At 55.9% G+C, this 23,961-nt stretch carries 23 protein-coding genes; 19 read left to right on the top strand and 4 right to left on the bottom strand.

The genetic code is table 11. The annotated features are described in order from the left end of the window. Positions 1 to 20: 20 nt before the first annotated feature. Positions 21 to 449 carry a hypothetical protein gene (locus tag U1140_RS01660; protein WP_369845715.1) on the bottom strand — a complete coding sequence of 143 codons (429 nt, stop codon included), beginning with the start codon at positions 447 to 449 and terminating at the stop codon, positions 21 to 23. Positions 450 to 549: 100 nt separating this feature from the next. After that, on the bottom strand, positions 550 to 1,422 hold the full coding sequence (locus tag U1140_RS01655; protein ID WP_369845714.1) for a peptidylprolyl isomerase: 873 nt from the start codon (positions 1,420 to 1,422) through the stop codon (positions 550 to 552). Positions 1,423 to 1,700: 278 nt separating this feature from the next. Here U1140_RS01655 and tpx point away from each other — a divergent pair, with 278 nt between their 5' ends. From tpx to hisS, 3 genes are read left to right on the top strand one after another with little or no spacing between them, the layout of a single operon-like run. Continuing rightward, positions 1,701 to 2,201: a thiol peroxidase gene (tpx, locus tag U1140_RS01650; protein ID WP_369845713.1), complete on the top strand. Its 501-nt coding sequence runs from the start codon at positions 1,701 to 1,703 to the stop codon at positions 2,199 to 2,201. 53 nt (positions 2,202 to 2,254) lie between these two features. Continuing rightward, on the top strand, positions 2,255 to 2,908 hold the full coding sequence (locus U1140_RS01645) for an MBL fold metallo-hydrolase (protein ID WP_369845712.1): 654 nt from the start codon (positions 2,255 to 2,257) through the stop codon (positions 2,906 to 2,908). Positions 2,909 to 2,918: 10 nt separating this feature from the next. After that, positions 2,919 to 4,193: a histidine--tRNA ligase gene (gene hisS, locus U1140_RS01640; RefSeq protein ID WP_369845711.1), complete on the top strand. Its 1,275-nt coding sequence runs from the start codon at positions 2,919 to 2,921 to the stop codon at positions 4,191 to 4,193. 50 nt (positions 4,194 to 4,243) lie between these two features. Here the strand turns inward: hisS and U1140_RS01635 are convergent, their stop codons facing one another. Further along, positions 4,244 to 5,653, bottom strand: coding sequence for an L-serine ammonia-lyase (locus tag U1140_RS01635; protein WP_369845710.1), 1,410 nt, complete (start codon positions 5,651 to 5,653; stop codon positions 4,244 to 4,246). A 249-nt stretch (positions 5,654 to 5,902) separates the two neighbouring features. Here U1140_RS01635 and aspS point away from each other — a divergent pair, with 249 nt between their 5' ends. The 16 genes from aspS to U1140_RS01555 all read left to right on the top strand — a co-directional run bounded on the left by aspS (position 5,903) and on the right by U1140_RS01555 (position 23,434). Further along, positions 5,903 to 7,729, top strand: a complete 1,827-nt coding sequence (gene aspS / locus U1140_RS01630; RefSeq protein WP_369845709.1) for an aspartate--tRNA ligase — start codon at positions 5,903 to 5,905, stop codon at positions 7,727 to 7,729. Between the two features lie 148 nt (positions 7,730 to 7,877). Continuing rightward, positions 7,878 to 9,089 carry a phosphotransferase family protein gene (locus U1140_RS01625; RefSeq protein WP_369845895.1) on the top strand — a complete coding sequence of 404 codons (1,212 nt, stop codon included), beginning with the start codon at positions 7,878 to 7,880 and terminating at the stop codon, positions 9,087 to 9,089. After that, a complete protein-coding gene (locus U1140_RS01620) occupies positions 9,089 to 10,489 on the top strand; it encodes a replication-associated recombination protein A (RefSeq protein WP_369845708.1) in 1,401 nt (466 codons plus the stop codon). Before U1140_RS01625 ends, U1140_RS01620 begins: the two co-directional genes overlap by 1 nt. 76 nt (positions 10,490 to 10,565) lie before the next feature. After that, positions 10,566 to 13,238, top strand: a complete 2,673-nt coding sequence (gene alaS / locus U1140_RS01615) for an alanine--tRNA ligase (protein WP_369845707.1) — start codon at positions 10,566 to 10,568, stop codon at positions 13,236 to 13,238. Between the two features lie 211 nt (positions 13,239 to 13,449). Then, on the top strand, positions 13,450 to 13,986 hold the full coding sequence (ruvX, locus tag U1140_RS01610) for a Holliday junction resolvase RuvX (RefSeq protein ID WP_369845705.1): 537 nt from the start codon (positions 13,450 to 13,452) through the stop codon (positions 13,984 to 13,986). A 24-nt stretch (positions 13,987 to 14,010) separates the two neighbouring features. Then, positions 14,011 to 15,210, top strand: coding sequence for an endolytic transglycosylase MltG (gene mltG / locus U1140_RS01605; protein ID WP_369845703.1), 1,200 nt, complete (start codon positions 14,011 to 14,013; stop codon positions 15,208 to 15,210). Continuing rightward, the gene (locus U1140_RS01600) at positions 15,203 to 16,051 is read left to right on the top strand and encodes a shikimate dehydrogenase (RefSeq protein ID WP_369845702.1); all 849 of its coding nucleotides are present in this window, start codon (positions 15,203 to 15,205) and stop codon (positions 16,049 to 16,051) included. The genes mltG and U1140_RS01600 overlap by 8 nt, the downstream gene beginning before the upstream one ends. Before the next feature lie 25 nt (positions 16,052 to 16,076). After that, positions 16,077 to 16,565 (top strand): prepilin peptidase, encoded by a 489-nt coding sequence (locus tag U1140_RS01595; RefSeq protein WP_369845700.1) that lies wholly within the window; start codon positions 16,077 to 16,079, stop codon positions 16,563 to 16,565. An 8-nt stretch (positions 16,566 to 16,573) separates the two neighbouring features. After that, the gene (gene aroC, locus U1140_RS01590; RefSeq protein WP_369845699.1) at positions 16,574 to 17,803 is read left to right on the top strand and encodes a chorismate synthase; all 1,230 of its coding nucleotides are present in this window, start codon (positions 16,574 to 16,576) and stop codon (positions 17,801 to 17,803) included. A 2-nt stretch (positions 17,804 to 17,805) separates the two neighbouring features. Further along, positions 17,806 to 18,336, top strand: a complete 531-nt coding sequence (locus U1140_RS01585; protein WP_369845698.1) for a shikimate kinase — start codon at positions 17,806 to 17,808, stop codon at positions 18,334 to 18,336. Positions 18,337 to 18,372: 36 nt separating this feature from the next. Further along, positions 18,373 to 19,500 (top strand): 3-dehydroquinate synthase, encoded by a 1,128-nt coding sequence (gene aroB, locus U1140_RS01580; protein ID WP_369845697.1) that lies wholly within the window; start codon positions 18,373 to 18,375, stop codon positions 19,498 to 19,500. Positions 19,501 to 19,584: 84 nt separating this feature from the next. After that, on the top strand, positions 19,585 to 20,043 hold the full coding sequence (gene aroQ, locus U1140_RS01575; RefSeq protein WP_369845696.1) for a type II 3-dehydroquinate dehydratase: 459 nt from the start codon (positions 19,585 to 19,587) through the stop codon (positions 20,041 to 20,043). Between the two features lie 61 nt (positions 20,044 to 20,104). Beyond that, a complete protein-coding gene (locus U1140_RS01570) occupies positions 20,105 to 21,196 on the top strand; it encodes an aminopeptidase P family protein (RefSeq protein ID WP_369845695.1) in 1,092 nt (363 codons plus the stop codon). A gap of 228 nt (positions 21,197 to 21,424) precedes the next feature. Beyond that, positions 21,425 to 21,988, top strand: coding sequence for an elongation factor P (gene efp, locus U1140_RS01565; RefSeq protein ID WP_369845694.1), 564 nt, complete (start codon positions 21,425 to 21,427; stop codon positions 21,986 to 21,988). 10 nt (positions 21,989 to 21,998) lie between these two features. Continuing rightward, positions 21,999 to 22,577, top strand: a complete 579-nt coding sequence (nusB, locus tag U1140_RS01560; protein ID WP_369845693.1) for a transcription antitermination factor NusB — start codon at positions 21,999 to 22,001, stop codon at positions 22,575 to 22,577. A gap of 5 nt (positions 22,578 to 22,582) precedes the next feature. Then, the gene (locus tag U1140_RS01555; RefSeq protein ID WP_369845692.1) at positions 22,583 to 23,434 is read left to right on the top strand and encodes a PPK2 family polyphosphate kinase; all 852 of its coding nucleotides are present in this window, start codon (positions 22,583 to 22,585) and stop codon (positions 23,432 to 23,434) included. Positions 23,435 to 23,489: 55 nt separating this feature from the next. Here the strand turns inward: U1140_RS01555 and U1140_RS01550 are convergent, their stop codons facing one another. Beyond that, on the bottom strand, positions 23,490 to 23,957 hold the full coding sequence (locus U1140_RS01550; RefSeq protein WP_369845691.1) for a YbjN domain-containing protein: 468 nt from the start codon (positions 23,955 to 23,957) through the stop codon (positions 23,490 to 23,492). Positions 23,958 to 23,961 lie beyond the last annotated feature (4 nt).

Raw genomic sequence — 23,961 nt, 5'->3', positions numbered from 1 at the left:
TCGCTGAGATCGAAGATTTATTAGATGATCTTCAAGGATTTCAGGAAAGCGAAGATGGTGCTGGCAACGCCAACAACACCGGAGATAGCCTTCAGGATCTCGCTGAACTTCTTGAAGTTAAAGCCGCCTTCAGAGCTTCCTTTGTTCTCTAGGGAGCTGCCTTCCTTCTTGTCTCCAGCTGGCTCTTGAGAGCTGCCTTCCTTCTTGTCTTCAGCTGGCTTTTCTTTCTTCTCAGAGTCGGCTGGCTTCGAGGTTTCAGTGCTCTCTTTGCTCTCTTTGTCGTTGCCCTCGGACGATCCAGACTTCTCGAAGAGCTCCGATGAGCCTGAAATTCCGGGTGTCTTCTGCTGGTTTTCTTCAGCGATGGCTGGAGCAGCGGTCAGCGCGGTGGTGGACAGAGCAAGAGCAGTAACGCCGGCGAGGACAGCCTTGCGAGGGGAAAACTTCATGTTGCCTGAATTCCTTAGAAGTCGGTGTGTGCAGAACGCATTCAGATTAACGGAAACAAACCTTAATTTGCAACCATTTCCGATAAAAAGTTTGTGAAAATTAGGATTTTTTCACGGACGCCGTTTTAATCCGCACTTCTTCGGCAGGAGCGCCGTCCCCAGAACCGTCTCCAGTGCCCGCTTCTGCGATGCTGTCGAGTGCCTTCAAGCCTTCTTCATCGATTTGGCCGAAGTACGTGTAGTTGGCTTGCAGTGGAGAGTCGTCGTAGTTCAAGAAGAATTGCGAACCGTTCGTGCCTGCACCCGCGTTCGCCATGGCGATAGACCCACGTGGGTAGACAACTTGGGTAGTGGCAGCGTCGTCGCCGAGCTCATCGGTCGGGTATTCGTTGGCGAACTGGAAGCCTGGGCCGCCAGAGCCCTTTCCGGTGGGGTCGCCACATTGCAATACGTGGATTCCCTCGGTGGTCAGACGGTGGCAGACTGTGTCATCGTAGTAGCCTTCGCTGGCGAGGTGTTCGATGGCGTTGACGGTACATGGCGCTACTTCACGGTCAAGATCCATGCCGATGTCACCTTGAGAGGTCTCTAAAGTGACAGTGACGTTGCCACGCGCCGATACATTCTCAGTTTTCGGCAGACCGGCATCGGAAGCGCCCGCTTCATTGTCACGTTCCTCGTAGGTGCACGAGACTGTTTCGTCGAGCTGGTCTTTGCGCTCCATGGCAAGAGGCTCGGCTTCAGGGGTGTCTGTCGTGGTGGTTTCTTCTTCGGCAGTGAGTTCGGCGTCGTCACCGTCGCGGGTTGCCATGAGCCAAATACCGCCAACGAGTGCGACGATCGCGAGTGCAGCAACCGCTGCGATTCCCAAAGGCTGCGATTTTTCTTTGCGCTCCCGCGACTTCAACGCCTTATCCAGTTCTTCGAGCGCATCGGCGCCACGTTGTTTGTTATCAGTGTGATTGTCGGCCACGTTTAGTCTTTCCTGTTGTGGTTTCATTGCCCGGCGAGGATTTATTGCCGGGGCTCGCCTTGTTTGGCATCTGCGAAGATTCTAGCTAATTAGTTTTGCGCTCGGGGAGTGCGGTGCGGAACATAGTCCAGCGGTTTGCTGGATTTTCGCTGGCATCTTCTGGGCTCTGCTGGAGATTTTCTGGGGTGGCTGGAACTTGCGTAGCAAATAAGCAACAGTCCTTGCTGTATCTAGAAAAGTGGTAGCGGGGATTTCTGCAAGTCATTATTGTTGGAGATATGGCTACTACTAAGTTTCAAGGTCAAGACACGAACACCGTTGGCGAGTTGCCTCAGGTAGGCGACAAGTTGCCGGACTTTACTGTCGTGGGTTCCGACTTGCAGGAATTCTCCCCGTCCGATTATGCAGGCAAAAAACTCGTTCTGAACATCTTCCCTTCGGTCGATACCGGCGTGTGCGCCACTTCGGTTCGCCGCTTTAACGAGGAAGCAACCGCGCTGGACAATACCGTCGTTCTCGGCATTTCTGCTGACTTGCCCATGGCGCAAGGTCGTTTCACCGATGCTGAAGGCATTGAGAACGTCAAAACCGGTTCGGTATTCCGCTCGAATTTTGGGCAGGAGTTCGGCTTGCAGCTCGACGGCTCCCCTCTGAAGGGTTTGTTGGCGCGCACCGTAATCGTGACCGATGAAAACCACGAGATCACTCACGTGGAGCTTGTGGACGAGATCACCTCCGAGCCAAACTACGACGCAGCCTTGGAAGCGCTGCAAAAATAACCAACGCTGACGCTCTGGAATATCGCTGAGGAATAACTATGTAGAATCCCTACATGGAGATTTCCGGATTCGCAGCAGGCCCGTACCAAACAAATTGCTATATCGTTTCCGATAACGGCCACGCATTCGTGGTTGATCCGGGAATGCACTCTTTTGACCGCGTCCTAGCGGCAACGCAATCGTTGCAGCTTGACGCGGTTTTTCTGACCCACGGTCACTTCGACCACACCCGCTGTGCCGGCGATCTTGCCGCAAAATTTGATATACCGGTCTATATTCACGCCGCCGATGAATTTTGGCTTGGCGATACCAGTGGTCTGCCGCAGCGTATGCAGGCACTTTTCGATGTTGCCAACATGGTGCCGATCGCAGACTTACGCACATTGGGCACCGTCGGCAAGCGCAATGAGCCAGGGACACTTGAGCTTTTGGGCCACCAGTTCTCGACCTTTCATGCTCCAGGACATTCTCCGGGGTGCTTGATGCTGCAAGCCGATAACGTAGTTTTTGCTGGCGACGTGTTGTTTCGTGGAGCAATCGGGCGCACAGATTTACCGTTTTCTGATCCGCGAGCTATGGATGCCTCGCTGCGTGAGGTGGTGCTGAATCTTCCTGATGATTTACAGGTTTTGCCTGGACACGGGCCGACGAGCACGATGCGCTACGAGAAAGCCACCAATCCATTTTTGACACAGCTCAGCGGCTAGACTGTTATTCGTGAGTACTTCGAAATTCAAAGCAGCAGCCCCGAAGGGCGTACCTGATTACATCCCACCGCAATCGGCGACCTTTGTTAAGGTGCGCGATACTTTGCTTCATCACGCGCGTCTGTCTGGTTTTGAACACATCGAGCTGCCGATTTTTGAAGACACCCAATTGTTCGCTCGCGGAGTGGGTGAGTCGACGGATGTGGTTTCAAAGGAAATGTATACCTTTGCCGACCGTGGCGATCGTTCCGTCACTCTGCGTCCGGAAGGTACCGCTGGCGTCGTGCGTGCCGTGATTCAGCACGGTATGGACCGTGGCCCGCTGCCTGCAAAACTGGTGTATAACGGACCTTTTTTCCGTTACGAACGCCCACAGGCCGGCCGCTATCGGCAGTTGCAGCAGGTGGGCGTGGAAGCGATTGGCGTAGACGATCCGGCGTTGGACGCAGAGGTTATCGCGATCGCCGACCGGGCCTACCGCGCTTTGGGGCTGCGTGGCTACCGGCTGGAGATAACGAGTTTGGGTGACCAGAACTGTCGCCCGGCTTATCGCGAAAAATTGCAGGAATTTCTCTTCGGCCTCGATCTCGACGATGAAACACGGAAACGCGCGGAGATTAATCCTTTGCGAGTATTGGATGATAAGCGTGAAGAGGTCCAGCGCCAGCTTGTCGACGCGCCGCTCATGATAGACCACCTTAACGACGAGTGCCGCGCGCACTTCGAGGCCGTCACCGGGCTTCTCGACGAGATGGGCATCGAATATACGCTGAATCCACGCATGGTGCGCGGACTAGATTATTACACCAAGACTTGCTTCGAGTTCGTTCACGATGGTCTAGGTGCGCAGTCGGGAATTGGTGGCGGAGGCCGCTATGACGGCTTGATGGCGCAATTGGGTGGCCAGGAGCTGTCTGGAATTGGTTTTGGTCTCGGTGTCGATCGTGCAGTTCTGGCCCTGGAGGCCGAAGGCATCGAGCTTCGCGGGATCGAGCAGCGAGTGGAAGTATTTGGCGTTCCCCTGGGCGAGGTTGCGGCCGCGCGCATGCCGGTGATCATCAATTCACTTCGGCAGGCAGGCATTTCTGCGGATATGGCTTTCGGCGGCAAGGGCATGAAAGGCGCGATGAAGGCTGCGAACCGTTCGGGGGCTGCCTACGCCCTGGTGCTGGGTGAAGCAGAACTAGCCGACGGTGTGGTAGCCGTGAAAGACCTCGCCGCCCACGAGCAGACCGAGGTGCCAGCCGGGCAGTTGGGGGAGTGGCTGCTCACGAAGTTGCGCTAGAGACTAGCGAACCGGCGGCGTCGTAGCTTCCGGCTTCGCAACTGCGCGATTTAGCATTCTACCTGGCTGACCGTGAATCCTAGGGTTTTTGCGAGGCCTCCGATGGAGGTCTCTTTATATTTCGAGAGCATGTCACGGCCAGTCTCAGCCATGGTCTCGATGGCGTTATCAAGCGTGACGTGGTGTGTGCCCTCGCCGTACATTGCTAAGCGGGCGGCGTTGATGGATTTCACGCCACCGATCGCGTTGCGCTCGATACAGGGGATTTGCACGAGTCCTCCCACAGGATCGCAGGTCAAGCCCAGGTTGTGCTCGAGTGCGATTTCGGCGGCATTTTCAATTTGGGCGGCGTTGCACCCCAGCAGATGCGCCATACCGGCTGCAGCCATGGCTGATGCGGAACCGACCTCACCCTGGCATCCGACCTCGGCACCCGAGATCGAAGCATTCTGTTTGATAATCATGCCGATCGCACCCGCGGTGAGCAGGTAGCGTCGGGCGGATTCGCGGGTGAAATTCGCTTGAAAGTCGCGGGCATAATGCAGCACAGCCGGAATGATGCCGCAGGCGCCGTTCGTCGGTGCGGTGATTACACGCCCACCGGCCGCATTTTGCTCGTTAACGGCAAGTGCGTAAAGGTTGACCCATTCCATCGCGTCGAATCCATGCGAGGCGTCGGCTTCGGCATCGAGCAATTGTGCATATACCCGGTGCGCACGACGCGGGACATGCAGGCCGCCCGGCAGATGACCTTTCGCGGCGATGCCTTCGGTGACGCAGGAGCGCATCACATCCCACACGGTCGAAAGGTGTTCGTTGACGAAATCAAGCCCGCCGTCGTCTTTGTGTAAAACTTGTTCGTTAGCTTCGACGAGCTGCCAGATTTCTAACCCGGATTCCTTGCACATTGCGAGCAACTCTGCGCCGGAATTGAATGGGTAGGGAACGGCAGATCCTTCGTCGGCCGCAGCCATGCCAGCGGGGACCTCGTCATCTTTTTCCACCTCTGTATCTAGCTCTTCGCGGGTGAGAATGAAACCGCCTCCGACGGAGAAGTATTCCGCACCCGAGACAATGTTGTTGCCCTCTTCGTCCCAGGCGCTAAATACCACTGCATTGGGGTGTTGCGGTAGTGGCTCGTTATCGAAATCGAGCTCGTAGTTGATTTCACCGCTTGGGCCAGTGGCGGTACCGCGGGCGGGGATAGGTTGATCAGCGCGTGGCTCGGCATCGAGTGGTACATCTAGTGGGTTCCACCCGACGAGCCCTAAGATCACGGCACGGTCGCTGGCATGACCGCGGCCGGTTGCTGATAGAGAACCGCGTAATTGCGCCTTGACCACATGTGGTGCGGATTCTAAGGAGTCGACGAATGCTTTTGCCGCGCGCATCGGGCCGACGGTGTGTGAGGATGAGGGGCCAATGCCAATTGAGAAGATATCGGTGACGCTAATGGTCATAACAATCCTTTCCGCATTGCATAAAAGATTTAAAATTAATTTGTTGAACAATTAAAGTAGGTTTGCCGCCTAGTCTACGTGTCGTAGCAAACAATGTAGACTTGGAACAGTCTAAATTCGGTTCAGTGCCGTTTGCGGTGCTGGCTTCTGCCATGCACGCAAAAAGTGCACGTAGGTGCCGCGAGCTATAGGTGCAATGACGTATAGCTGCCAAGAACCACACGACCCACGGAAGGATTGTCGATAATCGTGCTGCGCACACATTCAGCAGGCCAACTAGGCAAAGATCTTGCAGGAAACTCAGTTACCTTGGCCGGATGGGTTGCTCGCCGCCGTGACCACGGAGGCGTGATCTTTATCGATTTGCGTGATCACTCTGGATACGTGCAAGCCGTTTTCCGTGATTCTCAGGTTGCAGAACAAGCCCACGCCCTGCGTTCGGAATACTGCATTGCGATCACAGGCGAGGTTGAACCACGTCCAGCAGGTTCGGAAAACCCCAACCTGGCCTCAGGCGAGATCGAAGTCAACGTCACTGAGCTGAAAGTCTTGTCGACGTCCGAGGCGCTTCCTTTCCAGGTCGAAGATGCATCATCGTCTGACGTGGGGGAAGAAGCTCGCCTGCGCCACCGGTACCTCGATCTACGCCGCCAGAAGCAGGCCGCAGCCTTGAAGCTGCGTTCCCGTGCTAACCAAGCTGCGCGGCGTGTGCTGGACAAGCACGACTTCCTAGAAATCGAGACCCCAACACTGACGCGGTCGACACCTGAAGGCGCTCGTGACTTCGTTGTACCGGCTCGCTTGAAGCCAGGTTCGTGGTACGCATTGCCACAGTCGCCGCAGCTGTTTAAACAGCTGTTGATGGTCGCCGGTATGGAGCGTTATTACCAGATTGCCCGCTGCTACCGCGATGAGGACTTCCGAGCTGACCGCCAGCCGGAATTCACGCAGTTGGACGTAGAGATGTCTTTCGTCGACCAGGAAGATGTCATCGCGCTCGGTGAAGAGATTGCTGCGGAGCTGTGGAAACTGATCGGTTATGAAATCTCGCAGCCGATTCCGCGCATTACCTACGCCGATGCGATGCGGAAATATGGTTCGGACAAGCCGGATCTGCGTTTCGATATCGAAATCACCGAATGTGCCGAGTTTTTCCGCGACACCACTTTCCGCGTCTTCCAAAACGAATACGTTGGCGCCGTCGTCATGCGTGGTGGTGCGGATCAGCCACGTCGACAGCTAGATGCTTGGCAAGAATGGGCGAAACAGCGTGGTGCCAAGGGGCTGGCCTATATTCTGGTCGGAGAAGATGGCACGTTGTCTGGCCCGGTCGCCAAGAACATCACCGAGGCAGAGCGTGCAGGAATTGCTGAGCACGTCGGCGCGCAACCCGGCGACTGTATCTTTTTCGCAGCTGGCGATACCCGCTCTTCGCGCGCGTTGCTGGGAGCGGCGCGTAACGAAATCGCCCGGAAACTCGACCTCATCCAGGAAGGCGACTGGTCATTCGTATGGGTGGTTGACGCCCCGCTGTTCGAACCAGCCGAGGCTGCCGTTGCTGACGGCGATGTTGCACTCGGCGATTCGAAGTGGACCGCCGTTCACCACGCCTTTACGTCTCCGAAGCCAGAATGGATCGATTCTTTCGACGAAAACCCTGGCGAGGCAACCGCTTATGCCTACGATCTAGTATGCAACGGCAACGAGATCGGTGGCGGTTCTATCCGTATCCACAACAAAGAACTGCAAGAGCGGGTCTTCAGCGTGATGGGCATCAGTGAAGAAGATGCACAAGAGAAGTTCGGTTTTCTGCTCGACGCGATGAGCTACGGCGCTCCACCACATGGCGGTATCGCGTTTGGTTGGGACCGTATCGTTTCTTTGCTCGGCGGTTACGATTCCATTCGTGATGTCATTGCGTTCCCGAAGTCTGGTGGCGGCGTGGACCCGCTGACCGATGCGCCAGCGCCGATTTCTGCAGCGCAGCGTAAAGAAACGGGTGTGGATTACAAACCGAAAGCTGATAAAGCCGGTGCCAAAAATGCCGAGAAAACCGACGAGGGCACCGCGAAGTAAGAGACTGAGTCCACCGTGGGTCCAACGTAGGTGCAACAGTGAGTACATCACTGACAACGACACAGCACACGACCGGGCTCAATAAATCAACGGTCCGCCAGTAGCCGATACAGTAAACGCGGATCACATAGATCATGGAGTGAATAACGTGCCTAGCCAAGAGCAATTAGTCAGCATCGCGCAGGATTTGCTGTCGCATCGTTTTGGCGGCTCCCAGCGGCTAGAAGACGTCGAAACACTGGCAGGATCTGGTGAATCCACGGTACTGCGGGCCCGGGTAGCGAGCCAGCCGTTTCTGCAGCACCGTACCGTCGTATTGAAGTACGTTCCCATGACTGGCGAGGTGCTTTACGACGCCGCATTGATGCGTGAGGTGGTTGCGTACCAGTTCACTACCGCGTTGCCGGAAGGTGTTCGCCCGGGTCCGATGATCCTGGCGCATGATATCGATCAGCGGCTCGTCGTGATGACCGATTCCGGCGACGGCGATACGTTCGATGATTTGTTGGAAACCGCGAAGCACGATACTCGCGGCAAAATTCTGCGCAACTTGGGTTCGTCGTTGGGGCGGATGCACGCGGGCACCGCGGAGCGCGAGAAAGAATTCGACATCCTGATGAATCGGATGCTCAAACATCACCCGCAGTTCGGTGAAAACCAGGGAGTCCGCGATGAAGCATTGCAGCAGTCGATTCTGCTGGGCGAACAAATCCTGGAGAAATCTGGATTCACAATTCCGAGCGCGTTCCATGATGCGGCTCAGGTAGCTCGCAGGCGTGTCGTCGGCGGTTCTGCCCGTGCTTTCACCCCGTTTGATTTGTCCCCAGATAACATCATTGTCGCCGATAAAACCCATTTCTTGGACTATGAATGGGCCGGTTTCCGTGATGTCTCGTTCGATATCGCATGCGTGATCGCGGGATTCCCGCAGTTCGTGTTCACCCATCCCATTACCGATGAGGAAGCCGATACCTTCATCTCTGCGTGGAAGCGCGAAATCAAAGAAGTATTCCCCAACTTGACCGAATCACGCACGCTGCATGCCCGCGTGCTTGCAGCCCTAGTTGGGTGGGGGTTGTCGACATTAGCAACCATGTCCGCCGGCAACCTGAGTGGGGTGGTCGGCATGCTCGAAAAAGGCGAAGACATTTCAGATGACCTCGACCAAGCAGCAGCGTTGTTGCGTGTCGGATCTGCAGACAGTTTTAGCGAGGACGAGCTGCTCGCACGCCGCGACATCTTCGAAACCTTTGAAGCGATGGCGCGGTATGGTTCGCAGGGTACTGAAGAAAGCAGCCCCGAGATCGCGGAATTCGCCCGTAACATCGCACAGCGCGTAGAAAAACCCGGTTGGAAATAATGAGTCAAGACTCATTGTTCGGCTCGGCGTTCGGCGATCATGCACAGGACGACGATTCTGGGCGTGGTGCTGGGCACGACTTCGACCGGTTTCGTGGTGCGGAGCTCTTCCAATCGGGCGCGGATGCGCCGTTGGCGGCTCGAATGCGCCCAACGAGCCTGGATGAAGTGCTTGGTCAAGCCCATTTGCTTGATGACGGCAAGCCGCTGCGTAAACTCGTCGAAGGTCGCGGACGCAGCTCGGTGATCTTGTATGGCCCACCGGGCACCGGAAAAACGACAATCGCGTCACTGATCGCTTCCCAAATGGGCCATCATTTTGTCGGTCTTTCAGCCTTGGACTCTGGCGTTAAACAAGTCCGTGAAGTTATTAGTAGCGCTCGCCGGTCAGCGCAACACGGCAAACGTACCGTGTTGTTTCTCGACGAAGTACACCGTTTTTCTAAAACACAACAGGATGCACTGCTGGCTGCAGTAGAAAACCAAACGGTGCTGTTGGTGGCAGCGACTACCGAAAATCCTTCCTTCGCTGTGGTTTCGCCATTGCTCTCCCGCTCGTTGCTGTTGACCTTGCAACCGTTGGAAGCCAGTGATATTGCCGAACTTGTCGAGCGTGCCGTGCACGATGAGCGGGGGCTGGCTGATCGCGTCGCAATTGCTGCAGAAGCAGTGGACGATATCGTCCGGCTCGCCGGCGGTGATGCCCGTCGGGCACTGACCTACCTGGAAGCGGCCGCCGAGACTGCCAGTGGTGCGAATGTCGAAGAGATTAGCGCTGAGATTGTCGCACAAAGTGTCGACAAGGCCTTGGTGCGCTACGACCGCGACGGCGATCAGCACTATGACGTCTCCAGCGCTCTTATCAAATCGATTCGTGGTTCAGATGTAGACGCGGGGCTGCATTATTTAGCCCGCATGATCGAAGCCGGGGAAGACCCCCGTTTTATTGCTCGGCGTCTGGTTATCTTGGCGAGCGAAGATATTGGGATGGCCGATCCGCAAGCGTTGCAGATTGCCGTAGCAGCCTCGCAGGCGGTCCAGCTCATTGGCATGCCAGAAGGCAAGCTGACTCTAGCGCAGGCGGTGATTCATCTCGCGACTGCCCCCAAATCCGCAAGCGTCAACCAAGCAATCACTGCTGCATTAGCTGATGTGCGAGCCGGGAAATCCGGCACAGTGCCAGCGCATCTGCGTGATGGCCATTATGCAGGCGCAAAGCGCTTGGGACATGCGCAAGGCTATAAATATCCACATGATTATCCGCGCGGGGTGGTGCACCAGCAATATATTCCGGATGAGCTGCAGGATGCGGTATATTACCAGCCGAGCGAGCACGGAAACGAGAGCCGTATTTCGGAATATCTGGGCCGACTGCGTAGGTTGGTACGGGGCAAGAAATAAACCCCAGCGGTGGAATTAGTACACTCGGCAAACAGCGTGTGTAGCAACGTGTTATCAACGAAAAGGAAGCAAAGTAGTGAAAACTCATGAGATTCGAGAGCGGTTCACTCAGCATTTCGCTGAGCGCGGGCACGAGGTGGTGCCGAGTGCATCGCTGATCTTAGATGATCCGAACCTGCTGTTCGTTAACGCAGGCATGGTGCCGTTTAAGCCCTACTTCCTGGGGCAACAAAACCCGCCGTATCCGAACGGTACTGCCACATCGATCCAGAAGTGCGTGCGTACTCTGGATATTGATGAAGTCGGCATCACCACCCGGCACAACACATTTTTCCAGATGGCGGGTAACTTTTCGTTTGGCCAGTACTTCAAAGAAGGCGCTATCACGAATGCTTGGGCGCTGCTGACCGGCTCGCTTGCCGACGGCGGGCTCGGACTCGATCCAGAACGTTTATGGGTCACGGTCTACGAGACCGACGATGAAGCCGCTGAAATCTGGAATAAGCGCGTTGGTGTGCCCGCCGAACGCATTCAGCGCATGGGTGTCGAAGACAACTACTGGCACATGGGTGTTCCTGGCCCGTGTGGTCCGTGTTCAGAGATTTACTATGATCGCGGCCCGGCATATGGCGCCGAGGGGGGACCGGCAGCCGACGAGCACCGCTACATGGAGATCTGGAACCTGGTCTTCATGCAGTATGAACGCGGCGAGGCGACCGGTTCCGGCAAAGGCGATTTCGAAATCCTCGGTGAGCTGCCGGCGAAAAACATCGATACCGGTCTCGGCATTGAACGCCTAGCCTGTTTGTTGCAGGGCGTCGATAACGTCTACGAGACTGACCTTTTGCGTCCCGTGATCACCGCCGCAGAAAAACTCACCGGCGCTGCCTATGGTGCGAAGCACGATGACGACGTACGTTTCCGTGTGATTGCGGATCACTCGCGCACGGCGATGATGTTGATTCTCGATGGCGTGACTCCGTCGAACGAAGGCCGCGGATATATCCTCCGTCGGCTGTTGCGTCGCATCATCCGTTCGGCGCGGCTGCTCGGCGCACAGGGAGAGACGATCAAGACCTTCATGTCGACGGTCATGGACACCATGGAACCGTCGTACCCAGAGATTGCAGACAGCCGCGAACGCATCCTGGCCGTATCTTTTGCTGAAGAACGGGCGTTTTTGAAGACACTGGAGTCGGGAACCAGCCGTTTTGATGAAACGGCGCAGCAACTAAATAAGCGCGGTGACAAGGTCTTGACCGGTTCTGACGCGTTCTTGCTGCATGATACCTATGGGTTCCCGATTGACCTGACCATGGAAATGGCAGCCGAAGCCGGACTAGACGTCGACATGGCTGGCTTCGAGAAAGCAATGGCAGAGCAAAAAGCACGCGCCAAAGCTGATAATAAAGCGAAGAAGAATACCCATGCCGACGAATCCGTCTACCGCGAGTGGGTGGATAACCAGCCGACCGAATTTGCCGGCTATTCCGAACAAGCGACGAATTCCACCATCATTGGCCTTGTGCGTGATGGACAATCAGTGACCTCGGCACACAGTGGCGATAGCGTCGAAGTGATTTTGGACGTTACCCCGATGTATGCAGAATCCGGTGGTCAGTTGGCCGACCGCGGCACGATCGTGGCTGGTGAAGCCACCGTGGAAATCACCGATGTGCAAAAGATCGCCAAGAAGCTGTGGGTACACCGCGGCCAAGTGCTGGGGGGATCGATAGAAATCGGTCAAGCCGTCACTGCGGAATACGATCAGCAATGGCGACATGGTGCGCGTCAGGCACATACTGCCACTCACTTGATTCACGGCGCGCTGCGCGAGGTCCTTGGCCCCACCGCGGTGCAGGCTGGCTCGATGAACCGCCCAGGGTATCTCCGCTTTGACTTCAATTACACCGAGCAACTGAGTCCACAACAGCTCGAGCAGATCGCGACGATCACCAACCAGGTGGTCGATGCCGATCACGAAGTCAACACGCTGGAAACGTCGCTGGATCACGCCAAAGACATGGGCGCACTCGCATTGTTCGGCGAAAACTATGGTGAGCGTGTTCGCGTCGTAGAGATCGCCGGACCGTTTTCCACCGAGCTGTGCGGTGGCACCCATGTGAGCCATTCTTCGCAGATTGGCCCGGTTTCTGTGTTGGGAGAATCCTCCGTCGGTTCGGGTGCACGCCGCATCGAGGCCTATTCCGGTTTGGATGCCTTCCGCTACTTCTCGCAGGAAGCCGCACTGGCACACGGTGTCGCACAATCGCTGAAAGCCAAGCCCAATGAGGTGCCTGAGCGCATCGAATCGTTGACGCGCAAGCTGAAAGAAGCCGAAAAGCAAGTTGCTGCGTTGCGACAACAACAAATGGCAGCAAAAGCCACAGAGTATGCCAATGATGCGGTCGAGGTGAACGGTATCGCGGTGGTCTGCGCACAATTGCCTGCCGAGGTTAATGGTGGACAGTTGCGTTCGATCGCTGCAGATATTCGCCATCGACTCAATTCTCGCCCAGCAGTCGTCGTTCTGGCAGCCGACAATGGAGGTAAGGTGCCGTTCGTCACTGCGCTGAGCCCAGAAGCCGTCGACAAGGGGCTGACCGCCGGCAACCTGGTATCGCTGTTTGGCGGCTACGTCGGCGGTAAAGGCGGCGGTAAACCTGATATGGCACAAGGATCTGGCAGCCAAGCTGCAGGCATCGAGCAAGGTTTTGCGGCCGTGTGCGATGAGATTGCGCAGGCATAATCTCGAGGATCCTACGCAATGCGGATGGCGAAAATCACTACCAACTGTCCCGTAGTGCCTGCCGGTCTCCGGTTTGTTACCGTTTAGTTATAGACTAAGCCTGCACATGCTTTACAGCGGCGCGGCGATGGAGACATCTCGATTGCCGTCAGGTAACGGAAGCACACCTGCGGTGCGGCTTCACGAGGAAACAGGAAGGTGACACGCAGTAGTGAGCACACTCGAGCCAGACGCCCCGCGCGTTGATTCTCCTGAACACTCTCAGGGGATCGACGGGCGGCGCATTGGAATTGATGTCGGCACCGTTCGTATGGGCGTTGCCGCATCGAATAGAGAAGCCACCATCGCCTTCCCCGTAGAAACCGTGCAGCGCGAAACCGGATTCAAAGACCGCGATCAAGCAGACATTGATCGGCTACTGGAATTGATTGCGGAATATGAGGCCGCGGAAGTCGTCGTTGGTTTACCGCGCGATTTGCACGCCCACGGTTCAAAAAGCGTGAAGCATGCCAAAGAGATTGCGTTTCGCATTCGGCGTCGGCTGCGTAATTCGGGAGACGACACGCCAGTCGTGTTCGCGGATGAGCGCTTGACGACGGTCGCTGCCAGCCAAGCTTTGCGGGCATCGGGCGTGTCGGAAAAAGCCGGACGCTCGGTTATTGACCAGGCAGCGGCAGTGGAAATTTTGCAATCATGGTTGGACTCGCGGCAGCTGGCGCGCCAGCGTGAAAACGACTCACTGAAGTAACCCGAACGAAGAAGAGATTTTTACATGAGCAATCAGACTCGCGTGCGCGTCAAACGCAGCATGGCACCAAAGTACGTGAAACGTCGACAGCGGGGTCTTGCTGTATTGATCGCGTCGTTCATCCTCATCGTCGGGGTTAGTGGTTATATCGCGTTTAATGTCGTTTTTGGCGACCGAGGAGGTGCCTCCGTGGATGACTACGACGGCGACGGCAACGGTGTCATCGCAATGGTGCAGATCAAAGAAGGCGATTCGATCTCTTCGTTAGGCCCGGAGCTGGAAGAACGCGGCATCGTGGCTTCCGATTCGGTGTTCCAAACAGCGGCAGCGAGTAACCCTGATGCCGGAAACGTGCAACCAGGTTTTTACCGCTTGGAAGAAGAAATGAGTGCGCAGTCTGCCGTAGCAGCCTTGCTGGACCCGGAAAAGCAGGTCGAGTTGCTCGATGTTCATGGCGGCGCTACCATGCACGATGTCAACGTGAAAGGCGGCAACGTGCGTAAGGGAATTTACACGCAAATTTCGGATGTCAGCTGTGCAGATGGCCATGATGGCGACTGCGTGAGCGTTGAAGAGCTGGAGTCGGTCGCTGCGACGACAGACCCAGCAGATCTCGGAGCACCGGAATGGGCACTGGAACGCGTACGCGAGCAGGGTGCCGATTCGAAACGCCTGGAAGGCTTAATCGCTCCGGGACAATACGTCATCGATCCGCAGATGGATGCTGAAGAGATTTTGACGGATCTGGTGTCGCGCACGACGCAGCGCTACAACGAGTCAAATATTGTGGACCGGGCCCGCGCAGTGAATCTGTCGCCGTACGATTTGCTGATCGCAGCTTCACTGGTCGAACGTGAAGCTCCAGCAGGCGATTTCGACAAAGTTGCACGGGTTATCCTCAACCGCTTGGATGAGCCGATGCGCTTAGAATTCGACTCCACCGTCAACTATGGGCTTGATGATGTGGAGCTTGCGACCTCGGATGCAGACCGCCAGCGTGAAACTCCGTGGAATACCTACGCGATGGACGGCTTGCCTGCGACGCCGATCGCAGCCCCTTCGGACGAAGCGGTGCACGCAATGGAACACCCAGCCGAAGGAAATTGGAAGTTTTTCGTCACGATCGACGCGGACGGAACCACCGTCTTTAACGACACCTTCGAGCAACACTTAGAAGATGTTGACCGTGCCCTGGAGTCTGGAATTTTGGACCATCATGAATAGGCCAGAGGTGACCGATTCTGCAATAACCCACCGGGCAGCCGTGCTGGGAAGCCCGGTTGCGCATTCACTCTCTCCTGTCTTGCATAACGCGGGCTATGCAGCACTCGGTCTGGAGCACTGGCACTATGATCGATTCGAGGTACCGAAAGGCCAACTGGCAGACTTCATAGCGCAGGCGGATCCGGCATACCAAGGTTTTTCTGTGACAATGCCCGGAAAATTCGAAGCATTAGAATTTGCCGATCATGTCAGTGGGCGGGCAAATATGATCGGTACGGCGAACACCTTGGTTCGTCGTGAGCACGGTTGGTGTGCAGATAATACCGATGGCGATGGAGTGCTGGGAGCACTTGCTGAATTGTTTCCCGGCAGCAGCGGATCTTTAGAACACATCATCGTGCTGGGATCGGGAGGTACCTCACGGCCGGTGTTGTGGGCTTTGGGCACACTGGGGGTCCACGACGTCACGGTGGTTAACCGGCGCGATCGCAGCAATGAATGGGCACCGCTGGCTGAAGCAGTGGGGTTGCGCTGGCGCTGTGCGACGTGGGAGCAGCCACTGCCGGACTGTGATGCGGTGATTTCTACGGTGCCTGCCGCTGCACTTGCTGGTTTCGAACGAAAACTGGCGCACGCGCCGGTATTTGATGTTGTCTATGACCCCTGGCCAACTCCGCTGACTATCCAAGCCGCAGCCAATGGCCACCGCAGCGTCGGTGGGCATGTTATGTTGGCGCACCAAGCCTTCGGGCAATTTCGTGCTTTTACCTCGCAGCCCGCCCCAGAAAAGGAGATGTGGGAAGCGTTACGTGAACACCTAGAGTCACCACGCGGGGAGTAGTAGGATTCCGGTAGCCTGAACGGGCATGGGGGAATTTTTTGCTGGGGGATATTTCATCGGTGCCATCGTCATCGCGGTAGGCCTCGTATGGGCTGGCGCTTTGGTTTATTTCGACTTACGTGATCATCGGTTACCCGATTATTTGACGTTGCCGGCGGCGGTAATTGCCATTGGGTGGGCATTAGTACAACCAGAAAGACTCGCACTTTTATTCGCTGGTGCTGCCTGGCCCGCCTTGTATTTGTTGCAGGTCTGGATACAGACGGCGATGGCTGCTCGGCGGCATGATTCAGCCCGCCCACCAGTTGGCCTGGGCGGGGGAGATATTAAATTGTCCGCGTCGTTGGGGGTTATTGCTGCTGCAGCGGGAGGTATCGTCGCTGTGTTGGTGGCGGCAGGTAGCGCGGCTGTGCTCAGCTTGTGCGCTGCCATGTTGTTGCGCCGCGGTTTTGTCGCGCATGGCCCAGCTATGATTCTGGCCACTGTGATGATTTCGATACTGCATGTGGAATAATAGGCTGCATGCTTCGTTGGACTACCGCTGGGGAATCGCACGGCCAAGCACTGGTGGCCGTGGTGGAGAACATGCCTGCACACGTTGAGGTGACGGCAGACGATATTGCCTACCAACTCGCGCGCCGTCGGTTGGGCTATGGTCGTGGTGCTCGGATGAAGTTTGAAGCAGATGAATTAAGTTTGCTCGCCGGTATCCGACACGGCAAAACCCTGGGTAGCCCGATTGCCATCATGATTGGTAATACAGAATGGCCCAAGTGGGAAACCATCATGGCGGCACATCCCGTCGATGAAAATGACCCGGAGGTGGCCAAAGCTCTCAACTCTGGTCGCGGAGCACAACTGACCCGACCCCGCCCTGGCCATGCCGATTTTTCGGGAATGGTGAAATACGACCACGACGACGCTCGCAATATCCTTGAACGATCTTCTGCGCGCGAGACCGCTGCCCGCGTGGCATGCGCTACCGTCGCACGTAATTTTTTGCGCCAGGTCATCGGTGTAGAAGTGCTTTCTCACGTGATTTCGATTGGACCGTCGCAGCCTTACGAAGGTGCGGCACCGACGCCGACTGATATCGAGACTATTGACGCCTCGCCCGTGCGTGCCTTCGGCAAAGATGCCGAAGCGTCGATGATCGAAGAGATCGAAGCGGCGAAGAAGTCAGGCGATACGCTCGGTGGCATCGTGGAAGTCGTCGTGGATGGCCTGCCGATCGGTCTGGGCTCGCACGTTTCTGGCCAGACGCGTCTGGATGCTCAGCTTGCCGGGGCATTGATGAGCATCCAAGCGATCAAAGGCGTCGAAATTGGTGATGGGTTTACCCAGGCGCGCTCACGCGGTTCACAATCGCACGATGAGATTATTCGCACAGAATCTGGGGTGCACCGTGCAACCAATCGCGCGGGAGGTTTGGAAGGCGGAACCACCAACGGCGAGCAATTGCGTCTGCGCGCTGCCATGAAACCTATCTCTACGGTTCCACGTGCTCTACGTTCGGTCGATATGGCTACCGGTGCCTCAGCGACTGCTATTCACCAGCGATCAGATGTGTGCGCGGTTCCTGCGGCCGGCGTGGTGGCCGAGGCCATGGTGAGTTTGGTTTTGGCGCAAGCGGTCATCGAAAAATTTGGCGGAGACAGCATTGCTGAAACCCGCCGTAACTTTCTGGCGTATCAACAGCGTGTCGATGAAAAACTCGCATTTTCGGCAGCAGCCGACGGCGTAGAGGAATAACGATGAGTACAGAAAACACACGGCCAGCGGTGGTTTTGATTGGTCCACCGGGTGCAGGTAAGACGACCATCGGTCGTCGGCTCGCCCGGGTGCTCAACCAACAATTCGTTGATTCGGACTCGGTGATTGAACAAAAAGCCGGCAAAACCTGCTCGGAAATTTTTGCGGAAAGCGGCGAAGAATATTTTCGCACCTTGGAAGCCGAAGTCATCGCCGATGCCCTGCAAGAACCGGGCATTCTCGCACTTGGTGGAGGAGCAGTCACTAATGCGGGAACGCGCAGCTTGTTGGAAGAACAGACAGTAGTGTTTGTCGATGTCAGTGACGACACCGGTATTGAGCGCACGACGCGCCCGCATAACCGGCATCAGCGGCCCCTGCTCGCGGGAGCAGACGCCGGTACGCGCTACCGGAGGTTGATGGCACAACGGCGTCCGCTCTACCGCGAGGTTGCTGATTATCGCGCACGGACGGATCAGCGCAGCCCGCAGCAAGTCGTGGCAGACATTTTAGGCTTTTTGGAAACTCTGTAATACCGCGTGTAAGCCACAGGAAAGTAGCAGCAGAAGATGAGTATAAATATATTTTCTCCGTCGCCAGATGGTCACCGATACACCGCGGGAACTGCGGAGACTATCGAGGTCAATGGCCCGAGTCCGTATCAGGTAACCGTTGATCGTGGCCTGACCGAAGCCATCGCAGAACGAACCAAACACACGGGAGCGCAGACGGTCGGCATCATCCATCAGCCGACGATGGCCGCTCCGGCTCGTCAAGTAGCGCGCTCGATCGAAAACCACGGCCTCACCGTCCACCTGTTTGCAGTTCCGGATGCCGAAGCTGCAAAATCGCTCGAGGTCGTCGGCAAGCTCTGGGATCAACTGGCAGAGCACAATTTTTCTCGACGTGATGTCGTACTGGGCTTTGGCGGCGGTGCCGTAACTGATCTTGCTGGATTCGTAGCGGCTACCTGGATGCGTGGAATCAAGGTGATTCAGGTGCCGACGACGTTGTTAGCGATGGTTGATGCTGCAGTTGGTGGTAAAACCGGAATTAACACCGAGCATGGCAAAAACCTCGTTGGATCATTCCATGAACCTGACAGCGTATTCGTTGATCTCGATCGGCTAACTACGTTGCCGGAAGAAGAAATCATCGCCGGGTCCGCGGAAATCATTAAAACCGGGTTCATCAGTGACAGCATCATCATCGAGCGCTATGAAAACGATCCCGCCAAATGCCTCGATCCAGATGGCTATCTACCCGAATTGATTACTCGTTCGATCGCGGTGAAAGCCAACGTGGTAGGCATGGATCTGCGTGAATCCGGCCTGCGAGAGACCTTGAATTACGGGCATACTTTCGGCCACGCGGTGGAGCTACGCGAAAACTTCCAGTGGCGGCATGGTAATGCGGTCGCAGTAGGCATGATGTTTATCGCGCATTTGGCGCACAACCGCAGGCTCATCAGCGATGAATTGCTGCGCCAGCACCAAGAGATACTCAAATCAGTGGGCCTTCCGGTGAGCTATGAGGCGGGGCATTTCGACGAATTGGCGGCTGGAATGAGCCGGGATAAGAAGAATCGGGACGGCAAGCCACGTTTTGTCGCACTCACCGCAATCGGTGAATGCACGCGAATCGCCGATGCCTCTGATGACGAATTGCGCGCGGCGTACCAGGCTATCTGCCACTAAGATCTTCCGCGATCTTCCGCTGCGGGCGGGTCAAGCGCCGATACGGGATCAAGAGAAACGAGTGAACAAGAAATGTCTTCGACAATGCGACCAACGGTTATGGTGCTCAACGGTCCAAATCTGAATCGTCTGGGCAAAAGACAGCCGGAAATCTATGGCACGACGACGCTCGCCGATCTAGAAAACGAGCTTATTTCCGTCGGCGGCTCTCGCGGGTTGGAGGTTGTCTGCCGACAATCGAATGCAGAACACGAGCTGCTGAACTACGTTCATGAAGCAGCAGATCACCACTGGCCGATGATCATCAATCCAGGAGGGTTTACCCATACCTCGATAGCCTTGCGTGATGCATTAGCAGAAATTGCTGATCAGGCTGGCTTTATCGAGGTGCATATTTCGAATGTGCATGCCAGAGAATCTTTTCGCTCCCATTCCTATCTGTCACCCATCGCGCGGGGAGTGATTGCCGGCCTCGGGATTTATGGGTACACCGCAGCTTTAGATTATTGGGCCCGCAATTTACCGTACACTGAACACAGATAGTTTCTTGTAGAAGATATGGGCTTCAGAAACACCAGGTAAATCTAAAGGGTAGAGGAGAAAAATGGCTTTAGCAGATACTCGATTTAGCAAGCGTCGTCGTAAACTCGCGACAGCCCTTGCCGAAGAGCGCCTCGATGATTTCTTGGTCACACACCTGATTCACGTCCGCTACCTCTCCGGTTTTTCGGGATCAAACGGTGCTGTGCTTTTGTCGAAAGACCAATCGGCTGCAATCAGTACCGATGGTCGCTATGCAACGCAGATTGCCGAAGAAGTGCCAGACATTGATGCCGTGGTCACCAGCGCAATCACGAAAGATTTGTTGGCGAAGCTCGAAGGTCCCAGGCGCGTAGGTGTGGAGTCTGACTTTGTGAGCATCGAGCAGTTCAAAAATCTGGAAAAACAGTGCCCTGAGGACGTCGAACTGGTGCCAGTTTCGGGCATGATCGAAAAGATCCGACTTATCAAAGATAACGTTGAGATTGATAAGTTGACTGGCGTGGCAGAGCTCGCCTCCCAGGCTTTGGAAGACATGATCGCAGCCGGCGAGATTGCTGCCGGGCGGACCGAACGCCAGGTTGCTGCCGACTTGGAATACCGCATGCGCGTGCTGGGCGCGGAGCGTCCAAGCTTTGACACGATTGTCGCCAGCGGTTTCAACGGTGCTAAGCCCCACCACGGCGCCGGCGATCGTGCGCTGCAAGAAGGAGATTTGGTCACGATCGACTACGGCGCACATCTCGCAGGCTTTAACTCAGATATGACGCGCACCGTCGCTGTCGGTAAGGTCGATGATTTCTCGCGTGAAATCTATGACATCGTGCTCAAAGCCCAAGAGGCTGGCGTACGAGCGGCGACCCCGGGTACGCCGTTGGCTGAGGTCGATGCCGTCTGCCGCGATATCATCCGCGAGGCTGGTTATGACCAGTATTTTGTGCACTCCACCGGTCATGGCATCGGACTCGATGTCCACGAAGCTCCAGCAGCCGCTACCACAGGCAAAGGCAAACTGGAAGCTGGCATGACGCTCACGATTGAGCCAGGCATTTACATCCCAGGCAAGGTCGGCGTACGTATCGAAGACACTCTGGTGATCACTGAGGGCAAGCCGAAGAACTTGTCCACCCCGACCAAGCAATTGCGTGAACTGTAATCACGGTTGGCACGGTCGATACCGTCCGCACGGTAGGGCTTGCGATGTAGCTGAAATACAACCTCTCGAGAGTTTCTTGAGGTGAAGGCCCTGGACGACAAACTGTCACCCAGGCCGATGCTTTATCGGCCTGGGTTGTCTCGGTTATACTGGCAGAAGCAAAGATGTACCTGGCATCACCGAAGTTTCCGGTGATGCCACAACAGACAAATATTGGAGAGTTGATTCGTGGCTGATACCACTGCATTCAAAAACGGCGTTGTGCTGAAAATCGACAACAAACTGCAACAGATTGTTGAATTTCAACACGTCAAGCCAGGTAAAGGCCCGGCATTCGTTCGCACCAAGCTCAAAGATGTCATGACCGGAAAGGTCACTGACAAAACCTGGAACGCCGGTGCGAAAGCTGAACTAGCGACGGTGGACCGTCGTGACATGACCTACCTGTACAACGATGGCACCAACTACGTCGTCATGGATGACAAGACTTTCGATCAGGTTGAGCTGGATGCCGAGAAGTTCGGTCGCGCCGTTGACTTCTTGCTGGAAAACATGCGCATTCAGGTTTCTTTCCACGACAACGAGCCATTGTTCGCCGAGCTGCCAATCAACGTTGATTTGAAGGTTGAACACACCGATCCAGGTTTGCAGGGTGATCGTTCGAGCGGCGGCACCAAGCCGGCGACCCTGGAAACCGGTGCAGAAGTTCAGGTGCCGTTGTTCATCGAAACCGGTAACGTCGTCAAGATCGACACCCGTACTGGTGACTACCTCTCCCGTAGCAACAACTAACCCGCAAGGTATGTCAGAGAAGAAGAAACGCTCAGCGTCTGGCGCTCGCTTCACCCGTTCGGACAAGCGCTTGCACACCAAGCGGTACCGAGCACGGCGGCGGGCTGCTGATATTTTGTATGAGGCTGAGACCCGCGACCTGGATCCCGTCGCGATCGTCGAGGACCGCGTGGAACTTGCAGGTTGGGCACAATCCCCGGTGCCTCCGGTAGCAGAATACACCAAGGAAATTGTTGCCGGAGCAGCAGAGAAGCTCGACGAGATCGATGATCTGATCGCGCGTTACCTGTCCCAACAATGGGAGCTGGGGCGACTGCCCGCGGTGGATCGCGCGATCATGCGGGTTGCTGCCTGGGAGATTTTGTTCAATCCAGGGGTTCCTGCTGCCGTCGCCGTTGTCGAGGGCGTCGAATTAGCGAGTGAGTATTCCACGGATTCAGCTGCACCATATATTCACGCAGTCTTGGATGACATCGCACAATCGGCATCAGAGAACAATCCGATGAACCGCGGTGATCTCGAAGCAGAAGGCAGCGACGGGAATGCTGCAGAAAATGCCGTTCCCGATGACGCAGAAGAGCTAGACTAACAACCGTGGCCTTTAAACCTCGACACGTTGAACAATTGCGGGCCGTTCCACCAGTGGATTTGTCCGCGATAGATCCAGCATCGACCCCCGGGTTTTCCGGAAACCCTCGGGGGAAACGCATGCAGCGCAGGTTCCGCAAATTTGATTCCGAATTACAAACCCTGCAAGAACAGCTCTATGCGCATTCACGCCTGGGGGTACCGGAAACGGAATCTGTGCTGTTGGTCCTGCAGGGGATGGATACCTCTGGCAAAGGCGGCATGATCCGCCATGCCTTGTCTGTCTTTGACCCGCAGGGTATGCGGCCGGTGGGATTTGGGGCGCCAACAGCAGAAGAATTGCAGCACGATTTCCTATGGCGCATTGAAAAGCAGGTACCGCGTGCTGGAGAAATCGTCGTTTTTGACCGTTCGCACTACGAGGACGTGCTTATCCAGCGCGTCGAAAAGCTGGCTTCAGATGCAGAAATTGAGCGTCGGTATGACGCCATTGTTGATTTTGAGTCGCAATTAGCGGCACGTGGGGTCAACATCATCAAGGTCATGCTGCATATCTCGCCAGAATTTCAGAAAGCGAATTTGCTCCGTCGGTTGCGGCGAGATGATAAACAGTGGAAGTTTGATCCCTCCGATATCGACAATCGGAAAAAATGGGACGACTATCAGCATGCATACGAGATAGCGATTAACCGCACGAGCACCGAGCACGCTCCTTGGTACATCGTCCCCGGCGATAATAAGCTCTACGCCCGCACCGTCGTGAAGTATTTGTTGCTTCGTCGGCTACGGGCAATGAAATTGTCCTGGCCAGAGCCAGGCTACAACGTCGAGGAAGAATACGACCGGTTGCACCGCTAGCCGCCTCGTGGGTTCACGAAGAACCCCTAACGTTCAAGCGGCTAGTGATAGTTGGTTATAGCTCGTGTGCGCCTTCGTCGCGGTGTTCGTTGAGCTTACGCATTTCTTCTGCTGCAGCAACCATGGCATCCTGCGCGCGGATGACTCCATCAACCGCGGCTTTGAGCGAGACTTTCAACTGCTCATCGGAAATTCCTGCCGCGACTACGATGTCACGTTCTGTGCGAACCAGCAGTTTTCCACTGTGCTCAGCGATCACCGCGCGTGCGCCGATTGACGTGGAGTTAATTTGGTTCGCCGCGAGGAACAACCCTGCGTCTGCTTTATCAAAGTCGATGTCTGTGGCAACTTCCGAGCGGACCACCATCGCAGAACCTAATACGGCGAACGTGCACAATGTGTCGTTGAGGTTCGCGGTAGCAATTTCTTTATCGTCGACCTTCGTGAGCTCGACATCGAATTCGCGCATTGCCTGCGATACGCGCTCGATCGTTGCCGGTGCAAGCTGTTTTTCTGTACTCATTGTT

This window comes from Corynebacterium drakensteinense, from assembly GCF_041224285.1.
Lineage (GTDB): Bacteria > Actinomycetota > Actinomycetes > Mycobacteriales > Mycobacteriaceae > Corynebacterium.
Note: the sequence above shows the minus strand (reverse complement) of the source record. Positions and strands in the feature narration are given on the sequence as shown.

Excerpts from the sequence above, each read along its gene's own strand:
- U1140_RS01660 (WP_369845715.1), bottom strand. The coding sequence starts at position 449 with ATGAAGTTTTCCCCTCGCAAGGCTGTCCTCGCCGGCGTTACTGCTCTT.
- tpx (WP_369845713.1), top strand. The coding sequence starts at position 1,701 with ATGGCTACTACTAAGTTTCAAGGTCAAGACACGAACACCGTTGGCGAG.
- U1140_RS01645 (WP_369845712.1), top strand. The coding sequence starts at position 2,255 with ATGGAGATTTCCGGATTCGCAGCAGGCCCGTACCAAACAAATTGCTAT.
- U1140_RS01635 (WP_369845710.1), bottom strand. The coding sequence starts at position 5,653 with ATGACCATTAGCGTCACCGATATCTTCTCAATTGGCATTGGCCCCTCA.
- U1140_RS01620 (WP_369845708.1), top strand. The coding sequence starts at position 9,089 with ATGAGTCAAGACTCATTGTTCGGCTCGGCGTTCGGCGATCATGCACAG.
- mltG (WP_369845703.1), top strand. The coding sequence starts at position 14,011 with ATGAGCAATCAGACTCGCGTGCGCGTCAAACGCAGCATGGCACCAAAG.
- U1140_RS01600 (WP_369845702.1), top strand. The coding sequence starts at position 15,203 with ATGAATAGGCCAGAGGTGACCGATTCTGCAATAACCCACCGGGCAGCC.
- U1140_RS01595 (WP_369845700.1), top strand. The coding sequence starts at position 16,077 with ATGGGGGAATTTTTTGCTGGGGGATATTTCATCGGTGCCATCGTCATC.
- aroC (WP_369845699.1), top strand. The coding sequence starts at position 16,574 with ATGCTTCGTTGGACTACCGCTGGGGAATCGCACGGCCAAGCACTGGTG.
- U1140_RS01585 (WP_369845698.1), top strand. The coding sequence starts at position 17,806 with ATGAGTACAGAAAACACACGGCCAGCGGTGGTTTTGATTGGTCCACCG.
- aroB (WP_369845697.1), top strand. The coding sequence starts at position 18,373 with ATGAGTATAAATATATTTTCTCCGTCGCCAGATGGTCACCGATACACC.
- aroQ (WP_369845696.1), top strand. The coding sequence starts at position 19,585 with ATGCGACCAACGGTTATGGTGCTCAACGGTCCAAATCTGAATCGTCTG.
- U1140_RS01570 (WP_369845695.1), top strand. The coding sequence starts at position 20,105 with ATGGCTTTAGCAGATACTCGATTTAGCAAGCGTCGTCGTAAACTCGCG.
- nusB (WP_369845693.1), top strand. The coding sequence starts at position 21,999 with ATGTCAGAGAAGAAGAAACGCTCAGCGTCTGGCGCTCGCTTCACCCGT.
- U1140_RS01550 (WP_369845691.1), bottom strand. The coding sequence starts at position 23,957 with ATGAGTACAGAAAAACAGCTTGCACCGGCAACGATCGAGCGCGTATCG.